13 protein-coding genes are annotated in these 16,441 nt (G+C 69.6%); 5 read left to right on the plus strand and 8 right to left on the minus strand.

Annotation, left to right across the window (positions count from 1 at the left end; translation table 11 throughout):
- Nucleotides 1-70 precede the first annotated feature (70 nt).
- The 3 genes from ACFVBH_RS36145 (at nucleotide 71) to ACFVBH_RS36155 (ending at nucleotide 2,270) form a co-directional block, all read left to right on the plus strand.
- A complete protein-coding gene (locus ACFVBH_RS36145; RefSeq protein ID WP_379008805.1) occupies nucleotides 71-802 on the plus strand; it encodes an ABC transporter ATP-binding protein in 732 nt (243 codons plus the stop codon).
- Entirely contained in the window at nucleotides 799-1,587 is a 789-nt protein-coding gene (locus ACFVBH_RS36150; protein ID WP_379008807.1) for an ABC transporter permease, read from the plus strand. Before ACFVBH_RS36145 ends, ACFVBH_RS36150 begins: the two co-directional genes overlap by 4 nt.
- Nucleotides 1,588-1,658: 71 nt before the next feature.
- A complete protein-coding gene (locus tag ACFVBH_RS36155; RefSeq protein WP_379008809.1) occupies nucleotides 1,659-2,270 on the plus strand; it encodes a TetR family transcriptional regulator in 612 nt (203 codons plus the stop codon).
- An 8-nt stretch (nucleotides 2,271-2,278) separates the two neighbouring features.
- Here the strand turns inward: ACFVBH_RS36155 and ACFVBH_RS36160 are convergent, their stop codons facing one another.
- From ACFVBH_RS36160 to ACFVBH_RS36170, 3 genes are all read right to left on the minus strand, one after another.
- The gene (locus tag ACFVBH_RS36160) at nucleotides 2,279-3,451 is read right to left on the minus strand and encodes a hypothetical protein (protein ID WP_379008811.1); all 1,173 of its coding nucleotides are present in this window, start codon (nucleotides 3,449-3,451) and stop codon (nucleotides 2,279-2,281) included.
- A 358-nt stretch (nucleotides 3,452-3,809) separates the two neighbouring features.
- Nucleotides 3,810-4,031: a Trm112 family protein gene (locus ACFVBH_RS36165; RefSeq protein WP_354989450.1), complete on the minus strand. Its 222-nt coding sequence runs from the start codon at nucleotides 4,029-4,031 to the stop codon at nucleotides 3,810-3,812.
- A 79-nt stretch (nucleotides 4,032-4,110) separates the two neighbouring features.
- Nucleotides 4,111-6,282 carry a hypothetical protein gene (locus ACFVBH_RS36170; RefSeq protein ID WP_379009785.1) on the minus strand — a complete coding sequence of 724 codons (2,172 nt, stop codon included), beginning with the start codon at nucleotides 6,280-6,282 and terminating at the stop codon, nucleotides 4,111-4,113.
- A gap of 311 nt (nucleotides 6,283-6,593) precedes the next feature.
- Between ACFVBH_RS36170 and ACFVBH_RS36175 the strand changes: the two genes are divergently transcribed.
- Entirely contained in the window at nucleotides 6,594-7,682 is a 1,089-nt protein-coding gene (locus ACFVBH_RS36175) for a glycosyltransferase family 2 protein (RefSeq protein WP_379008814.1), read from the plus strand.
- A gap of 46 nt (nucleotides 7,683-7,728) precedes the next feature.
- Here ACFVBH_RS36175 and ACFVBH_RS36180 read toward each other — a convergent pair whose 3' ends face one another.
- The 3 genes from ACFVBH_RS36180 to ACFVBH_RS36190 form a co-directional block, all read right to left on the minus strand.
- Nucleotides 7,729-8,328 (minus strand): class I SAM-dependent methyltransferase, encoded by a 600-nt coding sequence (locus tag ACFVBH_RS36180; RefSeq protein ID WP_379008816.1) that lies wholly within the window; start codon nucleotides 8,326-8,328, stop codon nucleotides 7,729-7,731.
- A 95-nt stretch (nucleotides 8,329-8,423) separates the two neighbouring features.
- The gene (locus ACFVBH_RS36185; RefSeq protein ID WP_354989471.1) at nucleotides 8,424-8,885 is read right to left on the minus strand and encodes a GtrA family protein; all 462 of its coding nucleotides are present in this window, start codon (nucleotides 8,883-8,885) and stop codon (nucleotides 8,424-8,426) included.
- Between the two features lie 47 nt (nucleotides 8,886-8,932).
- Nucleotides 8,933-11,170, minus strand: a complete 2,238-nt coding sequence (locus ACFVBH_RS36190) for a hypothetical protein (protein WP_354989447.1) — start codon at nucleotides 11,168-11,170, stop codon at nucleotides 8,933-8,935.
- A gap of 184 nt (nucleotides 11,171-11,354) precedes the next feature.
- Between ACFVBH_RS36190 and rffA the strand changes: the two genes are divergently transcribed.
- Nucleotides 11,355-12,494, plus strand: a complete 1,140-nt coding sequence (gene rffA / locus ACFVBH_RS36195) for a dTDP-4-amino-4,6-dideoxygalactose transaminase (protein ID WP_379008818.1) — start codon at nucleotides 11,355-11,357, stop codon at nucleotides 12,492-12,494.
- A gap of 128 nt (nucleotides 12,495-12,622) precedes the next feature.
- Here the strand turns inward: rffA and ACFVBH_RS36200 are convergent, their stop codons facing one another.
- Together ACFVBH_RS36200 and ACFVBH_RS36205 are read right to left on the minus strand one after the other, a co-directional pair.
- Nucleotides 12,623-13,261, minus strand: a complete 639-nt coding sequence (locus ACFVBH_RS36200; protein WP_379008820.1) for a methyltransferase domain-containing protein — start codon at nucleotides 13,259-13,261, stop codon at nucleotides 12,623-12,625.
- A 76-nt stretch (nucleotides 13,262-13,337) separates the two neighbouring features.
- Entirely contained in the window at nucleotides 13,338-16,250 is a 2,913-nt protein-coding gene (locus ACFVBH_RS36205) for an AMP-binding protein (RefSeq protein ID WP_379009790.1), read from the minus strand.
- Nucleotides 16,251-16,441: the final 191 nt, after the last annotated feature.

Below are 16,441 nucleotides of genomic sequence, written 5' to 3' on the forward strand. Positions count from 1 at the left end.
CTTTGCGAGCCGGTGGGCACATAATTCATCGCGTAGTGAATTCAACGCTTGATGAATTGAGAGGTGACCCGTGACGGCACCCAACCCGGGACCCGCCATCGCAGTCCGGAATCTGCACGTACGCCGGGGCGAACGGCAAGTCCTGCAAGACATTTCGCTGACCGTGCCGCGCGGCAGCATCACCGGGCTGCTGGGGCCGTCGGGCTGCGGCAAGACCACCCTCATGCGCAGCATCGTCGGCACCCAGCTCATCGAGAAGGGCGAAGTGCTGGTGCTGGACGAGCCCGCCGGTTCGGCCGGGCTGCGGCATCGACTGGGGTACGTGACCCAGGCGCCGAGCATCTACGACGACCTGACGGTCGCGGACAACGTCGCGTATTTCGGTGCGCTGTACGGTTCTTCGGCCGCGGACGTGCACGGGGCCATCGACGCGGTCGGGCTCGGCGGGCACACCGGCAACCGCGGCAATCAGCTCTCCGGCGGGCAGCGGACCCGGGTCTCGCTGGCGTGCGCCCTGGTGGCGAATCCCGAGGTGCTCGTCCTGGACGAGCCGACCGTCGGCCTGGATCCGGTGCTGCGGGCGGACCTGTGGGAGCAGTTCCACGCCCTGGCCGCACAGGGGCGCACGCTGCTGGTCTCGAGCCACGTCATGGACGAGGCCGAGCACTGCGACAACCTGCTGCTGATGCGCGAGGGCAAACTGCTCGGCCAGTTGAGCCCCGACGAATTGCGTTCCCGCACCGGCGAATCCAGCCTCGAGAACGCCTTCCTCGCCCTGATTCGAATGGGAGAAAAGCTGTGACCGCCACCCTGTCCCGACCCGCCGGGCGCAACCCGCTGCGCTGCTACACCGCCACCACGGTGCGCATCCTGAAGCAGTTGAAGGCCGATCATCGGACCGTGGCCATGATCCTGGTGGTGCCCGCGCTGCTCATGACACTGCTGTACTTCGTGTACCGCGACTACGCGGTGGCCCCGGGCGCGCCGCGGCTGTTCGACCGGATCGGCATCACCATGCTCGGCATCCTGCCGTTCGTGGTCATGTTCCTCATCACCGCGATCGCCATGCAGCGCGAACGGGTCTCGGGCACCCTGGAACGGCTGATGACCACGCCGCTGTCCAAGATCGATCTGTTGGCCGGCTACGGCACCGCGTTCTCGGTCGCCGCGGCCGGGCAGGCGATCATCGCGTGCGCGGTGTCGTTCTGGCTGCTGGACCTGCAGGCCGCTGGATCGCCGCTGCTGGTGGTGCTGATCGCGGTGCTGGACGCGATGCTCGGGGTCGCGCTGGGCCTGCTGGCGAGTGCGTTCGCGCGCACCGAGTTCCAGGCCGTGCAGTTCATGCCGGTGATCGTGCTGCCGCAGTTCTTCCTGTGCGGGCTGCTGGTGCCGCGCGGTGAGCTGCCGGGCTGGCTGGAGGCGATCAGCAATGTGCTGCCGCTGAGCTACGCGGTGGACGCGCTGCAGCAGGTGGCCACCCATACCGGGGCGACGGGGCAGATGTGGCGGGACCTGGCGATCGTGGCCGGCTTCGCGGCCGTCGCGCTGGCGCTGGGGGCGGCCACGCTGCGCAGGCGCACCGCGTGAATGTCCCCGCGAGCGGTACCGGTGGCGCCGGAAGTGGCGCCGCCGGTACCGGCGGTGGTACAGACGAGCACGTGAGTGGCACCGAGAACACGCGCAGCGGGCGGCGGCCCGGAAATTCCGGCACCCGGGAGGCGATACTCGACGCCGCCCGGGTGCGGTTCGCGGAGGTGGGGTTCGACCAGGCGTCCATTAGATCGATCGCCACCGCCGCGAGCGTGGATCCCGCCCTGGTGCATCACTACTTCGGCACCAAGAAGGAATTGTTCACCGCCGCACTGGATTTCCCGATCGATCCGGAGGTGGTGCTGTCGCAGATCGCGGCGGCGCCACTGGAGAATCTGGGCGAAACCCTTGTGCGGGCGGTAGTTACAGTATGGGACTCTCCCGTCGGCATACCGGCGATTGCCACATTTCGCACCCTGCTCACCACCCGCGATCCGGCCCTGGCCCGCACCCTGCTGCTCGACGTGATCCTCAAAGGGGTTCGCCTGCGCCTGGACGAGGCCGTCGGCGACGGCGCGAAACGCTCGGTCCTGGCGGCATCGCAACTTACCGGTCTCCTGGTGACCCGCAAGATGATCCGCATCGAACCCCTGGCCTCGATGCCGATAGACGAACTCGTCGCCGCGGTGGGCCCGACCCTCCAGCGCTACTTCACCGGCGAATTGCCGCCGGGGACATAGCTCGGCGGCTACCGCGGCGTATCCGGTCCGACCCGGTCCGGCTTCCGGAGACTCGGCGTGTACTGCGCCTGATGCGTTCCCGCGGGCGGAAACCCGTGCTGCGGGCTGCCACCCGGCCCGAAGTGGCCCGGCGCTCCTCCGAGTCCGCCGGGCGGAGCAGCAGGAAGGTAAGTGCCCTGCGGCGGACCGCCGGCGGCGTAACCGTTGGGCACTCCCGGATACGGGACACCGCCCATCGGCGGCGCGTACGGGTTCGCGGGCGGCGCTGACGGATACGGGGTGCGGTAGCGCGGGGCGGATCCGGCGGCGAGCACGGTCAGCACCATGGCGATCAGGGCGAGCACGGTCGTCGTCACGAACAAGTAGGGGACCGAGTCGAGAGCGTCGTCCGAGCCGTCGTAGGCGATGTTCATGTCCACCTGGGTGATGACCACACTCGCGCTCGCGCTGAAAACCACCGCGGCCACCATCGCGCCGACGCGCCGGGCGAAGGCGCGGCCGGCGATGACCATCAGCAGACCACCGACGAAGGCCACGACACCGCTCACACCCAGCACGGCGACGTCCGCGTCGGACCGGGCGAAGATCATCCGTTCACCGGACCTGGGGAACAGTCGCCAGATCGCGCCGCCGAGGGCGAGCACGGCGTACAGCATCAGCAGCGCGCCGGTGAAAACGTCGAGCCCGGTGGCGCGTTCGCGCCGTGGCCGCCCGTAGGCGTCGAGCGTCACGGTGAAACCCGAGTTCGGCTCCCGCAGTACGGTGGCGAGCACGAACAGCGCCGGTGGCATGATCGACACACACAGCCAGAACGCGCCGCCGTAGCTGACCTCGATGTCGCCGCCGGGTTCGAGCAACGGGTCGAGGCAGTTGGCCAGCACGACCACCGCGGCCGTGCCGAGCACCGAACCGGTCGCGAGCGATACGAACGCGCGCGGGCGCGTCCGCGACCCGACGCCGAGTAGCAGCAGTGCCGCGCCTATGACCGCCAACAGCGCGGAAAACAGGAACAGGTTGCCGAGAAGGCCGGCGGAATCGGCGGTCGAACTTCCCTCGGTGCCGTACCCCCAGGGCGTCGCCCAGCCTCGGTAATCACCGGACCTGTAGTCGGTACTCGCCAGCCGGAGAAACGATCCGCCCACCAGTAGCAGCGCGCTGACTCCGAGCAGCGCCCCCCGCACGATATCGCCGCGCGGAACACCACGGGCGCGGACCGGTGGCGGAGGCTGTGGCGCGAAGTCCGAGGGTGCGGGCGCACCGTACGAGAATCCCCCTTGGCCACCGGGATTCGGATGTCGACCGGGTTCCGGATAGCTGTTCACACCGAAAAACCCTAGTGCAGCACCGAGATCGCGGCTCCACGCCATCGGCGGGGCCGGCTACCGGCGGGCTCGGCCGGGCACAGTCGCCGCACGCTCGCATCGGCCCGCGTTCGGCACTCGAGTTCGGAACGCCGGGCGAGCGCGGCGGAATCGCCGGGGGCGAGAGGCGTTCGACCGAGCGAGTGGTCCGGGTCGAGCGGGCGCGCTCCGGGGCGGGTCAGCCCTGGGCGATCAGGGCCGTGTGCTCGATGTCGTCCACCGGGCGGGACTCGTCGGCGAGCAGGACCGGGATGCCGTTGTCGATCGGGTAGGCGCGCTGCAGGCGCGGGTTGTAGAGGACGGGGGCGTCCTTCTCGTCGCGGACCAGCAGCAGGGGACCCTTGTCCTGCGGGCAGGCGAGCAGGCTCAGCAGGGTGGCGTCCAGGATTTCCTCCGACATGTCCGTCAACCTACCGGGTGGCCCCGCCGGGTCCGGCATCGCGCTCACGATGCCGGACCCGCGGGAGGTACCTCGGTGGTCAGGAGGGGGTTCGCGCCAGCTCGCGTTCGGGTTCGCCCGCCGACTGCTCGGCGGACCCGGGCTCGTCCTCGGTGCGGCGGGAACGGATGTACAGCCACTGGAGCACGCCCAGACCGGCCAGACCCGCGGCGGCGGTGCCGATGCCGATCTTCCAGCCCGGCGGACGCCAGGTCAGCACCAGCTCGGCGTTGTCGGTCCCGGCGGGGATGTTCACGGCGACAATGGATTTGGCGATCGTGGTGATCGGCAGGGGCTTGCCGTCCAGGGTCACGCGGTAACCGGGCCAGCTCAGGCGGGCGAACACCACGCGCCCGCCCTCGGCCGAGGACACCCGGACCCGGCTGGTGGTGTCGGTTTCCGACAGCGAGGTCGCGGTCACGTTCTTCGCGTCCGAGACCCGGCCGTTCACGGTGGAGATGAGCCCGTTCTCGCGTTCGAGCACCCAGATGTACTTCTCGTGCCCGGGCTGATCCACCCATTTCCAGCCCGCGGGCGCCGGCTCGTCGCGCACCGTCGGGAACAGCGCCCGCTGCAGAACGACGCGGTCCAGTTTCAGGATGTCGACCAGCGGCGTGCCGGTGGTCGCCTCCGGCGCGAACAGACGGCCGTACGCCTCCGGGCAGACGCTGGAATCCCAACGCATGCACAGCAGTTCGCCGAAGTAGAAATGCCCGGTCGGGGTGTACCCGTTCACGTACTCCAGTTCCAGCGACTTGGCGTAGTTGCCGAAGACCAGGGAGCCGTACGCGCCGTCCAGGCTGCGGTCGCCCGGTTGCAGCAGGCCGCGATCGGCGAGCTGAATGGTGGTGCCCGGGAAGTCCGGGAACACCGCGCCGGCCTCGGACCGATTGGTCGGCATGTTGTACGAGGTCGGCGTCGGCTGGGCGGCGCTCACCTGCCAGAACGCGATGGGGAACATGGCGGCGATGGCCGCCGCGCACGCCAGCGCGGTGCCGCGGGTGCGCCCGAGCCACACCACCAGCGCGCCCGCCCCGATGAGCACGGCCGCGGCCAGCACGTGCCGGACCACGTTGTGCGGATCGGCGGAGAACGACCGCACCCACAGCGCCAGGATCAGCACCAGCGCCGCGATGCCGCGCGCACGCACGTCACGCACCGTCGCGAACCGCCCGAGCAGCACGCACACCAGCACCAGCAGGCCGATCGCGACCATCGGCAGCACGCGGGCGGGCCAGCGCAGCGGGCCGATCGTGCCCGGCCCCGCCGCCCACATGAGCATGACGACCGCGAACAGCGCGGGCGCGCTCAGTTCACGCCAGGAATCGCGGGCCTTTCGCCAGTCGACGAAGGCCAGCGCCGGAATCAGGAACCAGGCGATGTAGGTGATGGGCATCGGCTGGATGTAGCCCCACCAGGAATTGAAGGCGGGCAGGGTGCTGGGCAGGCTCGCGTTCAGCGACTCGGACCACGGCACGGTCAGGAACTGGTCGTTGTTGATCTGCGCGGTCCCGCGCCAGGTCACCTTGGCCGAGAGCATGCTGGGCAGGAAGGTCAGCAGACCCGCGAGGCCGGCGCACGCGCTGACCGCGGCCAGCCGAGCGACCTGCGCCCAGGCCCGCCGGTACAGGATCTCCCCCACCGCGACCGCCGCCAGCATGAGCATGGCTTCGATGGCCGGGAAGATGTACTGCGTCGAAATGGTCAGGTAGAGAAAGACGAAGACCGGAATCGGCCCGCCCTGTCCCCGCGTGTAGCGCACCGCGGACGCCCAGGCGTGCACCAGCCACGCGGTGCCGGTGAGCGCGGTCATCCAGCTGGCTTCGTCGAAGAACAGGAAGAAGCCCGAGAGCGGGAAAGCGATACCCGCCACCGCCGACCAGGCCGGTCTGCCGCCATAGGCGAGGCAGATCCGGTACACGCCCAGCGCGGCGATAATGGCGAAGACCAGTTTCACAATGGTCGCGTACAGCGCCATATTGTCGAAAGAGGGCGCGAGCAGATCGATCAGCAGCTGCGGCGGATTGAAAAGCCCGGCATCGTCCATGGTGTTGTTTCCGGACATCCACTGTTCCGGCCACAGCACCGGGAATTCACCGGCGCGCAATGCGCGGCCCATCGCGACCCACAGTCCGGTGTACTGCGATTCGGTGTCATCGGTGAAGAAGTGCCGGGCATTGGCCAGTAGCACCGCGGCGTAGCCCAGCAGCACGCCGAGCACGGTGATCGCGCCCCAGCGCAAGACATTTCGACGCGAGACGGAATCACCCCCGGTGGCCTCCGGAACGTGTGCGCTTCCGTTCGAAGTCACCATGGAATCTGTACTGCCCGTCACGAGTTCCCAACCCTACAGCGCGATACGGTTCTTGGCATCGCCGTAGCAACGCCGCTGCGCACACCGCCTCCGAGGGTTATACGCGGAGCAGCAATCGCGATTACCCACCGTGTTAGAGTTCACGCGGCTCGGGCTCCGCTCTCTCGAGGAGCACCGGCACGCACCGTCTTCGAAAGTCGATTCAGCTGATGCCGCTTCCTTCCCGACGTATGTACCACTCCGACGTCGACGCCACGACGGATCAACCCGCGCTGCCCGGTGTCGACCGGCCGCACGCGGTGTCCGTCGTCGTGCCGGTGTACCGGGGTGAACACACCATCGGTGCGCTGGTCGCCGAACTGCACGAGTTGACCGTGCCCGGCACCACCCCCAACGGCGTGCCCTTCGTGGTCGACGAGATCATCCTCGTGCACGATCACGGCCCCGATCGCTCCGACGTGGCGATCAAGGAACTGCTGCAGCATCACGCCGAGGTGCGCGCGGTCTGGCTGAGCCGCAATTTCGGGCAGGACGCGGCGACCATCGCCGGCATGTCCACCGCGCGCGGCGACTGGATCGTCACCATGGACGAGGACGGCCAGCACGATCCCGCGGCCATCGGCGCCTTCCTGGACGCCGCCCTCGAACAGCGGGCCGACCTGATCTACTCGAAGCCGTCCAACACGCGCCCGCACGGGTTCCTGCGCAATCTGACCTCGCGCGGCGCGAAGCTGGTGCTGGCCACCGTCTTCGCGTTCCCGGACTCCACCCGGTTCGAGAGCTACCGGCTGATCCGGGGCGACATCGGCCGCCAGCTCGCCGAGGTCGCCTCCAACGGCGTCTACCTCGACGTCGCGCTGACCTGGGTGGTCGACACCGTCGCCCAGGTGCCGGTGGCCCTGCGCGCCGAGGGCCGCGAGGAGTCCGGCTACAACTACCGGCGGCTGTTCTCGCTGTTCTGGAAGATGGTGCTGTGCAGCGGAACTCGCGGCCTGCGCCTGGTCAGCCTGCTGGGCATGACACTGGCGCTGGCCGGCGCGGTGATGACCCTGGTCATCGTGTTCGAGTCGCTGACCCGCGACGACTGGGCGCCCGAGGGCTGGACCTCGATGATCGTGGTGCTGCTGTTCTGCTGCGGCGCGATCCTGTTCTCCCTCGGCCTGATCGCCGAATACCTGGGCGTCGCCCTGCACATTCTGGTCGGCAAACCGCTGTATCTGACGGTCGATTCGCCGACCCCGCGCCCCGAGCGGGCCCGCGAGTCCGGCGAGCGGGAGATCGAACGGGTCGGGAGCTGACCGATCCCTGATCGACGCACGCGCCGGTCCCCGGGACCGGCCGGCGTCAGGGCTTCAGCACATAGAGCTTCTCGCGCCCGCCGGCGATCAGCGACCGTTCCTCGATGTGCTCGGGATAGCCGCGGAACAGCTCGTCCAAGGTCTCCTCGGTGAATCGGTGCGCGGACGCGCCATCGCCCGGGTCGGTGAATCGTCCGCCGAGCCGGGCCAGCACCTTGTTGCCGCTCGACGTGAGATTCTTGATCGGCTCGGCGATGATCACGCGCTGCCGGGCGGCGGTGAGCATGCGGTCCAGGACCGGTTCGGGCTCGGGCAGGAAGTGGTAGAGGCTCGCCTGCATCAGGACGTAATCGGCGGCGGGCAGCGGCAGCGCCGAGTGCAGGTCCCACACCTGGGCGTCCGCGCCGGCCGCGGTCAGCCCGGCGACGAAGCGCTCGTTGAGGTCCAATCCGGTGTACCGCACGGACTTCGCGCGCAGGTGGCGCGTGTAGAGGGTGGCCGGACCGCAGCAGAGGTCGAGCACCTGAGCGCCCTCGGGTATCAACGCCGCGATGGCTCGATACCGGGCGCCGTAGTGCCGCCCGTACAACCCCCGCATCAGCAATCCGTAGATCGTTTCGTGCCGGTAGATGAAGCTGGTACTCACAAGTTTCCCGAACTGATGGCGGACAACGGCTTCCGTGTCCCAAACTAGCCAACAGTCCGGTTTGTCGCATCCGCTGCGGTCCGGAGCCCGGTGAACTACCGGTGCGAGGTCCCCGCGTCATCGGCGCGGCGGAACGAGATGTGCCGGTGCCCGAAGAAACTGGCGATCGCCACCAGACCCATCACCACCACGGCCGCGGGCTTCTCGGGCGCGTGCAGCACCGTGACCGCCAGCTGCAACAGCAGCAGATTCAGCGCCAGCCCACCGGAATTCACCCCGACGAACGCCAGGAAGTCACGCAGCGCGTGACCCCGGACGCGGAACACCAGCGTGCGATGCAGCACGAACGCCACCACGATGCTCATGGCGTACGCCAGCGCGGGGGCCAGCAGCACCGCGACCGGTTTGGCGACCTCGCCCTCGAGCACCGAGAGCCACAGCACGGTCAGGGCCATGCCGAGCGCGGTGTTGAACCCGCCGACCAGGGCGAAGGCGATCTCCTGCCGCCGCACCAGGCGCAGCAGCAACCCGGGAGCGGCGGGCTCGGCGTCCGGCACGTCCGGGTCCCGGGTCACGACGGCGTCCGGCGAGAAGTCGGCGGTACTCACGACACCGAGCCTGCCAGTTCGCGATCCTTCGTGAACATCGATTCGCCCGCTCCGGCGTCCTCGTCCTCGCGGCGCGAGCGCAGGTGCCACCACTGCAGCGCGATGAGTCCCGCGAGACCGGCCGCGCCGGTGCCCATGCCGATCTTCCAGCCCGGCGGCCGCCAGGTCAGCACCAGCTCGGCGTCCCGCGTGCCGGCCGGAACATCGATGGCGACAAAGGAATTCGCGACCGTGGTGAACGGGATGTCGCGCCCGTTCAGGGTGGCGCGGTAGCCGGGCCAGCCCAGCCGGGCGAACACGACGCGGCCGCCGTTCTCCGAGGTCACCCGGACGCGACCGGTGGTGTCGGTCTCCGAGATCGAGGTGGCGGTGACGCCCTGCGCGTCGGCGACCCGGCCGTTCACCGCCGAGATCGGGCCGTTGTCGCGCTCCAGCACCGAGATCCAGCGCTCGTGCCCGGCGTAGTCGGCCCAGTGCCAGCCCTCGGGGGCGGGCTGATTCCGGGCATCGGGGAACATCGCGCGCTGCAGGATGACCCGGTCCAGCAGCATCAGGTCGACCAGCGTGCGCCCGGTGGTGGGTTCGGGGGCGAACATGCGCCGGTAGGCGTCGGGGCAGACGCTGCCGTCCCAGCGCATGCACAGCAGCTCACCGAAGTAGAAGTGGCCGTTGGGCGTATAGCCCTGCACGTAGTTCAGTTCCAGGTCCTTGGCGTAGTTGCCGAAGACCAGCGAGCCGTACGCGCCGCCGAGGCTGTTCTCGCCCGGCTGGATCAGCCCGCGATCACCCAGCTGGATATTGCGGCCCGCGAAATCGGGGAACGCGGCCTTGGCCTCTTCCCGATTCGCGGGCAGGTTCCACGACATCAGGTTGGGGTGCACGCTGCGCACCTGGAAGTAGGCGATGGGCAGCACGGCGGCGATCGCCAGCAGGCAGGCCGCGGCCGTGCCGCGGGTGCGGCCCAGCCACACCGCGCCGGCGGTCAGCGCGGCGACCACGACGGCGGACAGCACGTGCCAGTTCACATCGCGCGGATCCGCGGAGAAGGTCCGCACGAACAGCAGCAGGATCAGCACGCCCGCGGCCATGCCCCGGGACCGCGCATCGCGCACGGTGCCGAATCGGCCCAGCAGGACGCAGACCAGGATGAGCAGGCCCACGGCCACCATCGGCAGCACCCGGGCGGGCCAGCGCAGCGGGCCGATCGTGCCCGGTCCGGCCGTCCACATGAGCGCCATGATCGCGAACAGCGCGATCGAGACGAACTCCTTCCAGTGCTCGCGCGCGGCCCGCCAGTCCACGAACGCCAGCGCCGGAATCAGGAACCAGGCGATGTAGGTCATCGGCAGCGGCTGCACATAGCCCCACCACGAGCTGAACGCCGGAAAGGTGCTGGGCAGACTGGCATTGAGCGATTCGGACCACGGCACCGTCAGGAACTGGTCGTTGTTGATCTGCGCGGTTCCGCGCCAGCTCACCTTGGCCGAGAGCATGCTGGGCAGGAAGGTCAGCAGGCCCGCGAGCCCGGCGCACGCCGCGGCCGCCGCCAGCCGCAGCACCTGCTGCCAGGCGCGGCGCGTCACGAGTTCGCCCACCGCGACGGCGCACAGCATGAGCGCCGCCTCGACCGCGGGGAAGATGTACTGCACCGAAATCGCCAGGTAGAGATAGACGAAGACCGGAATCGGCCCGCCCTGCCCGCGTGCGTACCGGACCGAGGCCGCCCACGCGTGCAGCATCCACGCCGTGCCGGTGAGCGCGGTCATCCAGCTGGCGGTGTCGAAGAACAGGAAGAAGCCGGTGAACGGGAAGGCCACGCCCGCGACCGCCGACCATTCGGGGCGCGCGCCGTAGGCCAGGCAGACCCGGTACACGCCGAGGCCCGCGATGATCGAGAAGATCAGCTTCACGATGGTGGCGTAGACCGCGAGGTTCGGCACCGACGGCGCGATCAGATCGATCAGCAGCTGCGGCGGATTGAACAGGCCCGCTTCCTCCATCGTGTAGTTGCCCGACATCCACTGGTCGGGAACCATCACCGGGAAACGGCCCTCGCGCAACGCGTTGCCGATCATCACCCACATCGGCGCGTACTGGGATTCGGTGTCGTCGGTGTAGAAGTGGCGGACGTCCGCCAGCAGGACCGCCGCGTATCCGAGTAGTACCCCGATCGCGGTGACCGCTCCCCATCGGAAGACCACGCGCCGGGTATCGAGACTTCCACTGTCGACCACGAGTTCCAGAGACTACAGGGACCGCGCGGATCGTCGTCGCGACGCCCATACCGCATTCCCCCGGAACAGCGGAGAATCAGCGGATCGGCACCATGTTAGAGTTCGACGGCTCGGGCCCCGCCGTCCGTCGGGGCGTGCCCGCAACCCGGGGCCGCCACCGACCGCCACGAGGGGGACCGACCGCGTGAGTACCGACCGCGTCATCTTCAGCCGTCCGTACCGGGCGAGCGGAGAACTCACCAATCTCGAGGCCGTGCTGGCCTCGGACCACAGCCACGGCGACGGACAGTTCACCGCGGCCGCGAGCGCCAAGCTCCGGTCGATCACCGAGGCGCCGTACGCGCTGCTCACCACCTCGTGCACGCACTCCCTCGAGATGGCCGGACTGCTGCTGGAGCTCGGGCCCGAGGACGAGGTCATCGTCCCCAGCTTCGCGTTCACCTCGACCGCCACCTCCATGGCGCTGCGCGGGGCCACGGTCGTCTTCGCCGACATCGACTCCGCGACCGGCAATCTCGACCCCGAGGCGGTGGCCGCGGTGGTCACCGCGCGCACCAAGGCCGTGGTTGTCATTCACTACGGTGGCGTCGCGGCCGATATGGAGGGGCTGCAAAAGCTCGCCGACGCATACGGTTTCGCGATCATCGAGGACAACGCGCACGGCCTGGGCGGGCGCTGGCGGGGCCGGGCGCTGGGCAGCATCGGCACCGTGGGCGCGCTCAGCTTCCACGACACCAAGAACGTGCACTGCGGCGAGGGCGGCGCGCTGCTGCTCACCGACGAGATCCTGATGGCGCGGGCGGAGATCATCCGCGAGAAGGGCACCGACCGGGCACGGTTCCTGCGCGGCGCGGTCGACAAGTACTCGTGGCAGGACATCGGATCCAGTTATCTGCCCAGCGAATTGAACGCGGCGGTGCTGGACGCGCAGCTGGCCGAGTTCGAGAACATCCAGGCCAACCGGCATCGGGTGTGGGACGCGTACGCGGCGGCGCTGCCGGAGTGGGCGGCGCGCAACGACGTGCGGCTGATGAGCGTGCCGCAGGACCGCGAGCACACCGCGCACCTGTACTACCTGCGGGTGCCCACCGAGGACCGCCGCGACGACCTCATCAAACATCTCGGTTCGCTGGGCATCTCGGCCCCGTTCCACTACGTTCCGCTGGACTCCAGCCCGGCCGGCCTCAAGCTCGGCCGCACCCCGGTGCCGTGCGTGCGCAGCGCCGAGTTCTCCGGGACCGTGGTGCGCCTGCCGCTGTGGCCGGGTCTGTCGGCCGAGCAGATCGAGCGCGTGCTCGACGGGGTCACGAGCTTCACCGTCTAGCCGGGTGGCGCGACCACCGGGCAAACCGGTGGATTCCGATGCCGGGCAGAGGAAGTCTCACCCGAGTCCGCCGTTCGCCGCTCAGAGCGCGGCCGGATCGAGGTGTGCGAACCCGCGTCCGCCCGCGGTTAGGCGCGCCGGGCGATCAGCAGGTGGCCGTTGATCGGCTTGCGCTGCACGGTCCGGTGTTCCACCCGCAGCCCGGCGGCCTCGAGCACGGCGACGATCTCGGCCACCGAGCGCAGCCGGAACCCGTACCGGGTGAACGGCATTCGCGCCATGTCGTCGGGATCGCCGATGCCGATCACCGCGCGCCCCTCAGGGCTCAGGACCCGCGCGAACTCGGCGGCCACCCGATCCAGCTCGGGAACGAAGTACACGGTGTTCACGGTGATCACCGCGTCGAGCATGCCGGCTCGGACCGGCAGCGCTGTCAGCGATCCCGCCGCGATGCGCAGCGTGCCGGCCGCGATCTCCTTCGCGAACCGCGCCCGCCCGCGCGCGGCCATGTCGCCGGAGACCTCGATCCCGAACACCAGCCCCTGCGCACCCACCCGATCCCCGAGCAGCGTCAGCCCCACCCCGCCGCCGAACCCGATGTCGGCCGCGGTCTCCCCCGCTCCGGGATCCGCAGCGCGCACCGCCTCCTCGATGAGCACCCGATTGGCCCGGTTCAACAGGACGGCGGTCGCCCGCCCCAGCACCCCGCGCGGATAACCGAGCTGACCGGCGACCGTGGACATCACACGCGCGACAAGGGGATTCACCCCTCGCATGCTACCGCCGGGATCCCGCCCGGCAGGTCCGTGCGCGGCACGCGATGCCGACGCCGCCTAGCGCCCGTCAGATGCCCAGGCGCTCGGCCAGCTCGGGGGTGAGCACCTCGTACTGCTCGGATTCGCGGTTGTACCACCAGGTTCGGTCGCCGGCGACCGGGCGGCCCGCGGCCTGCACCGCGCGGGTGGAGGGGCGGAACGTGGAGCTGCGGGGAATGTCGTCCACGACGTAGATCAGGTCGGGGCGCTGGTCGGGGGCCAGGGCGCGCAGCGCCTCGGTGACGTCGGCGGGCCCGAGGCGGTGGCCCGCGCGCACGCTGACCGCGGCGACCGCCAGGGTGCGATCGGCGGCGGGCAGGCGGTAGGCCACCTCCATGTCCACCGCGGTGATGTCGTTGAGGACATCGACGATGGGCTGGGTGAAGACCGGGCCGCGCGGGGTCCGGATCACGGTGTCCACGCGATCCATCAGCCAGTAGTCGCCGTCGCTGTCGCGGCGGAAGAGGTTCTCGGTCGGCATCCAGGAGTCACCGGGGGCGAAGACACCCCGCAGCCCGCCCGCGGACAGGTCCACGCTGTCCGAGGCGGTGCCGATGAGCAGGCCCACCTCGTTGTCGGCGCAGCGCCGGGCGAAACCCGCGCCGTCGACCAGGATCTGCTCGACCTCGGGGTCGTAGCCGATGAGTTCGACCTTGGCGGTGCCGGGCACCGGCCGGCCCTTGCTGCCGACCTTGGCGCCGGACACGTTGGCCAGCACCACATCACCCTCGATGGAAGCGTAGAACTCGAGCACCCGCGCCGGGGCGAAGCGGTCCTGGGTGCGCCGCCACAGTCCGGCGGGCATGCCCGAGCCGATGAACAGCCGGATCGGATGCGCGTGCCCCTTGACGAAGGTGTCCGCGTCCAGGATGTCGCGCAGCATGGTCCAGGTGTAGGTCACCACCGTGACCCCGTACCGGTGCACCTCCGCGGCGAACTGCGCCGGATCCAGCGAACGGGCCAGCGCGATCCGGCTGCCGCCGGCCACCGCGCCACCCAGGCTCACCAGTAAACCGGACGAATGATGCAGCGGCGCAAGGCAGTAGACGGTGTCCTTGCGATCCAGATCCGCCGCCGAGGCGGTGCCGAACGCCGAGAGCGCCCAGCGGTGATTGGTGACGTACTTGATGTCGAAGCGGTCGCCGGTGCCGGTGACCAGGATGAACGCCAGCTCGCGCGCCAGGCCGGGATTGGGCCGGTACCACGCGGGCAGGGTCACCCGGGCGGGGTCGATCTGTTCGAGATCGACGACCTCGCACCCGTCCGGGATGTCCAGCTTGCGGGCGTCGCCGCCGCCGAGCACCAGCACCCGGATCCCGGTGCCCGCCGCGGCGTGCAGGTTCTCCGGATCGGTGATGAGCAGTCGCGCGCCGGTCAGTTCCGCGACCTTGGCCAGTTCGCTGCCCGGGGCCAGCAGCACCGCGACCGCGCCGATGCGCGAGAGCGCGGCGATGGCGACCATCGCACTGGGCCGGGTCTCCATGACCACGCCGACCCGGGTGGCCGGGCGCACGCCGACCGAGAGCAGGCCGCGCACGACGTTGTCGATGCGGGTATTGACCGCGCGATGGGTGTGCACGCGATCCTCGAACAGGAACGCCTCGCGATCGGGCCCGCGGCGAGCCTGTTCGGCGAGCAGGCGGCCCAGCGAGACGCGGGTGTGCGGCTGGATCATGCCGAGCCGGGTCAGGCGCGGCAGTGCCCGCGCGGCCTCGCCGCCGAGTTCCACGGTGCCGCGCAGGGTCTGCCCGGCCACGCCCTCGATGGCCCGGCCGAGTCCGGCGCCGGCCTCGGCCAGGGTGCCGACCGCGTGCACCACGCGGGTGAGCCCGGTACGCGGCCCGTTGCGCCCGACCTCCTGGCTCATGTGGTCGATCTGGGCGGGCAGTTCGCCGCGCCCGCTGAGCCAGTTCACCCAGTCACGCACCAGCGGCCAGGTGTTGCGGGTGGCGGTGGACCCCGACACCAGGCCGAAATGCCCGGCCACGACGCTGGCTTCGTACACGTCGGCATTGGGCGCGGCCCGCACGATGCCGCGCACCGCGGCGGGCTGGCCGATGTCGTCGACCTCGCCGACGAAGGCCAGGATCGGGCTCGCGATGTCCGCGAAGGAGATGGGCTGATCGCGAATGACGAAGCCGCCCAGCATCATCCGGTTGTGCTTGACGAACTGCTGCAGCAGGTCGGTGAGTGCGGGCCCCGGGTATCCGAGCCAGCCGTCGGTCTCGAGGAACCGGCGCTGGCGCTCCTTGGGCAGCAGCGCCTCGCGATCGTGCAACTGCCGCAGGAAGTCCAGCCGCGCCTTGGCGGTCTTGACCGGATCCAGGGCCTGAAAGCCCAGGCGCACCATGGAATCGGTGATCGGCAGCCGGTTCAGCACGTGATCGGTCAGGAAGTCGGCCGCGTCGGAGGCGAGTCCGTGCGGGATGCCGAACGGCATGCCCGCGACGGCGTCCACCGGGCTGCCGAAGGTGACGATGGACTCCACGCCCTTGCCGTGCCGGTAGGCCGCGGTCTGGTAGGCGAACATGCCGCCCTGCGAGTAGCCCATGAGATGCACGCTGCGCCCGGTCAATTCGGTGACCGTGTCGATGACGCTGCCGATGGCGAGCACGTGGTCGGCGAGGTCGCGGTCCCAGCCGCCCTCCTCGGTGGTCGGCGAGCCGAAATCGACCACCCAGCAATCGATTCCGCCCTGATGCAGAATGCCCACCGCGCCGTCCGCGCCGTTCACGTCCCAGATCTCGGCGGTCACCATGAGCGGGGGCACGAGCACCACCACGGGCCGCTCGGCGCCGACATCGTCCGGGAAGTAGTGCCGCAGCCGGTACATGCGCTTGCGCTCGACGATTTCGTACGGCGACGACTCGATGTCGTGAACCAGTCCCCCGAACCGGATCACCTCGAGCCCGTTCTGGGCGGTCGCCATCAGGCGCTGCATCGGCCCGACAACGGACTTCGTACTGAATTTCACGGCTTCGCTCCCAGACCCATCCTGCTTGTGACCTGCGTTATCCGCCCCAACGCGTCCAGAAGAGCTTGCCATAGAGCCACCCTATCGCGTGGCGGCTGTGACCAGCACCATGCGGGCTACCAATACCGACCGATCGCTATTTAGCCGCGGAGCAATCT

It is taken from the genome of Nocardia sp. NPDC057668 (genome assembly GCF_042799795.1).
Taxonomy (GTDB): domain Bacteria; phylum Actinomycetota; class Actinomycetes; order Mycobacteriales; family Mycobacteriaceae; genus Nocardia.

Excerpts from the sequence above, each read along its gene's own strand:
- ACFVBH_RS36165 (WP_354989450.1), bottom strand. The coding sequence starts at position 4,031 with ATGTCGGAGGAAATCCTGGACGCCACCCTGCTGAGCCTGCTCGCCTGC.
- ACFVBH_RS36175 (WP_379008814.1), top strand. The coding sequence starts at position 6,594 with ATGCCGCTTCCTTCCCGACGTATGTACCACTCCGACGTCGACGCCACG.
- ACFVBH_RS36205 (WP_379009790.1), bottom strand. The coding sequence starts at position 16,250 with ATGCAGCGCCTGATGGCGACCGCCCAGAACGGGCTCGAGGTGATCCGG.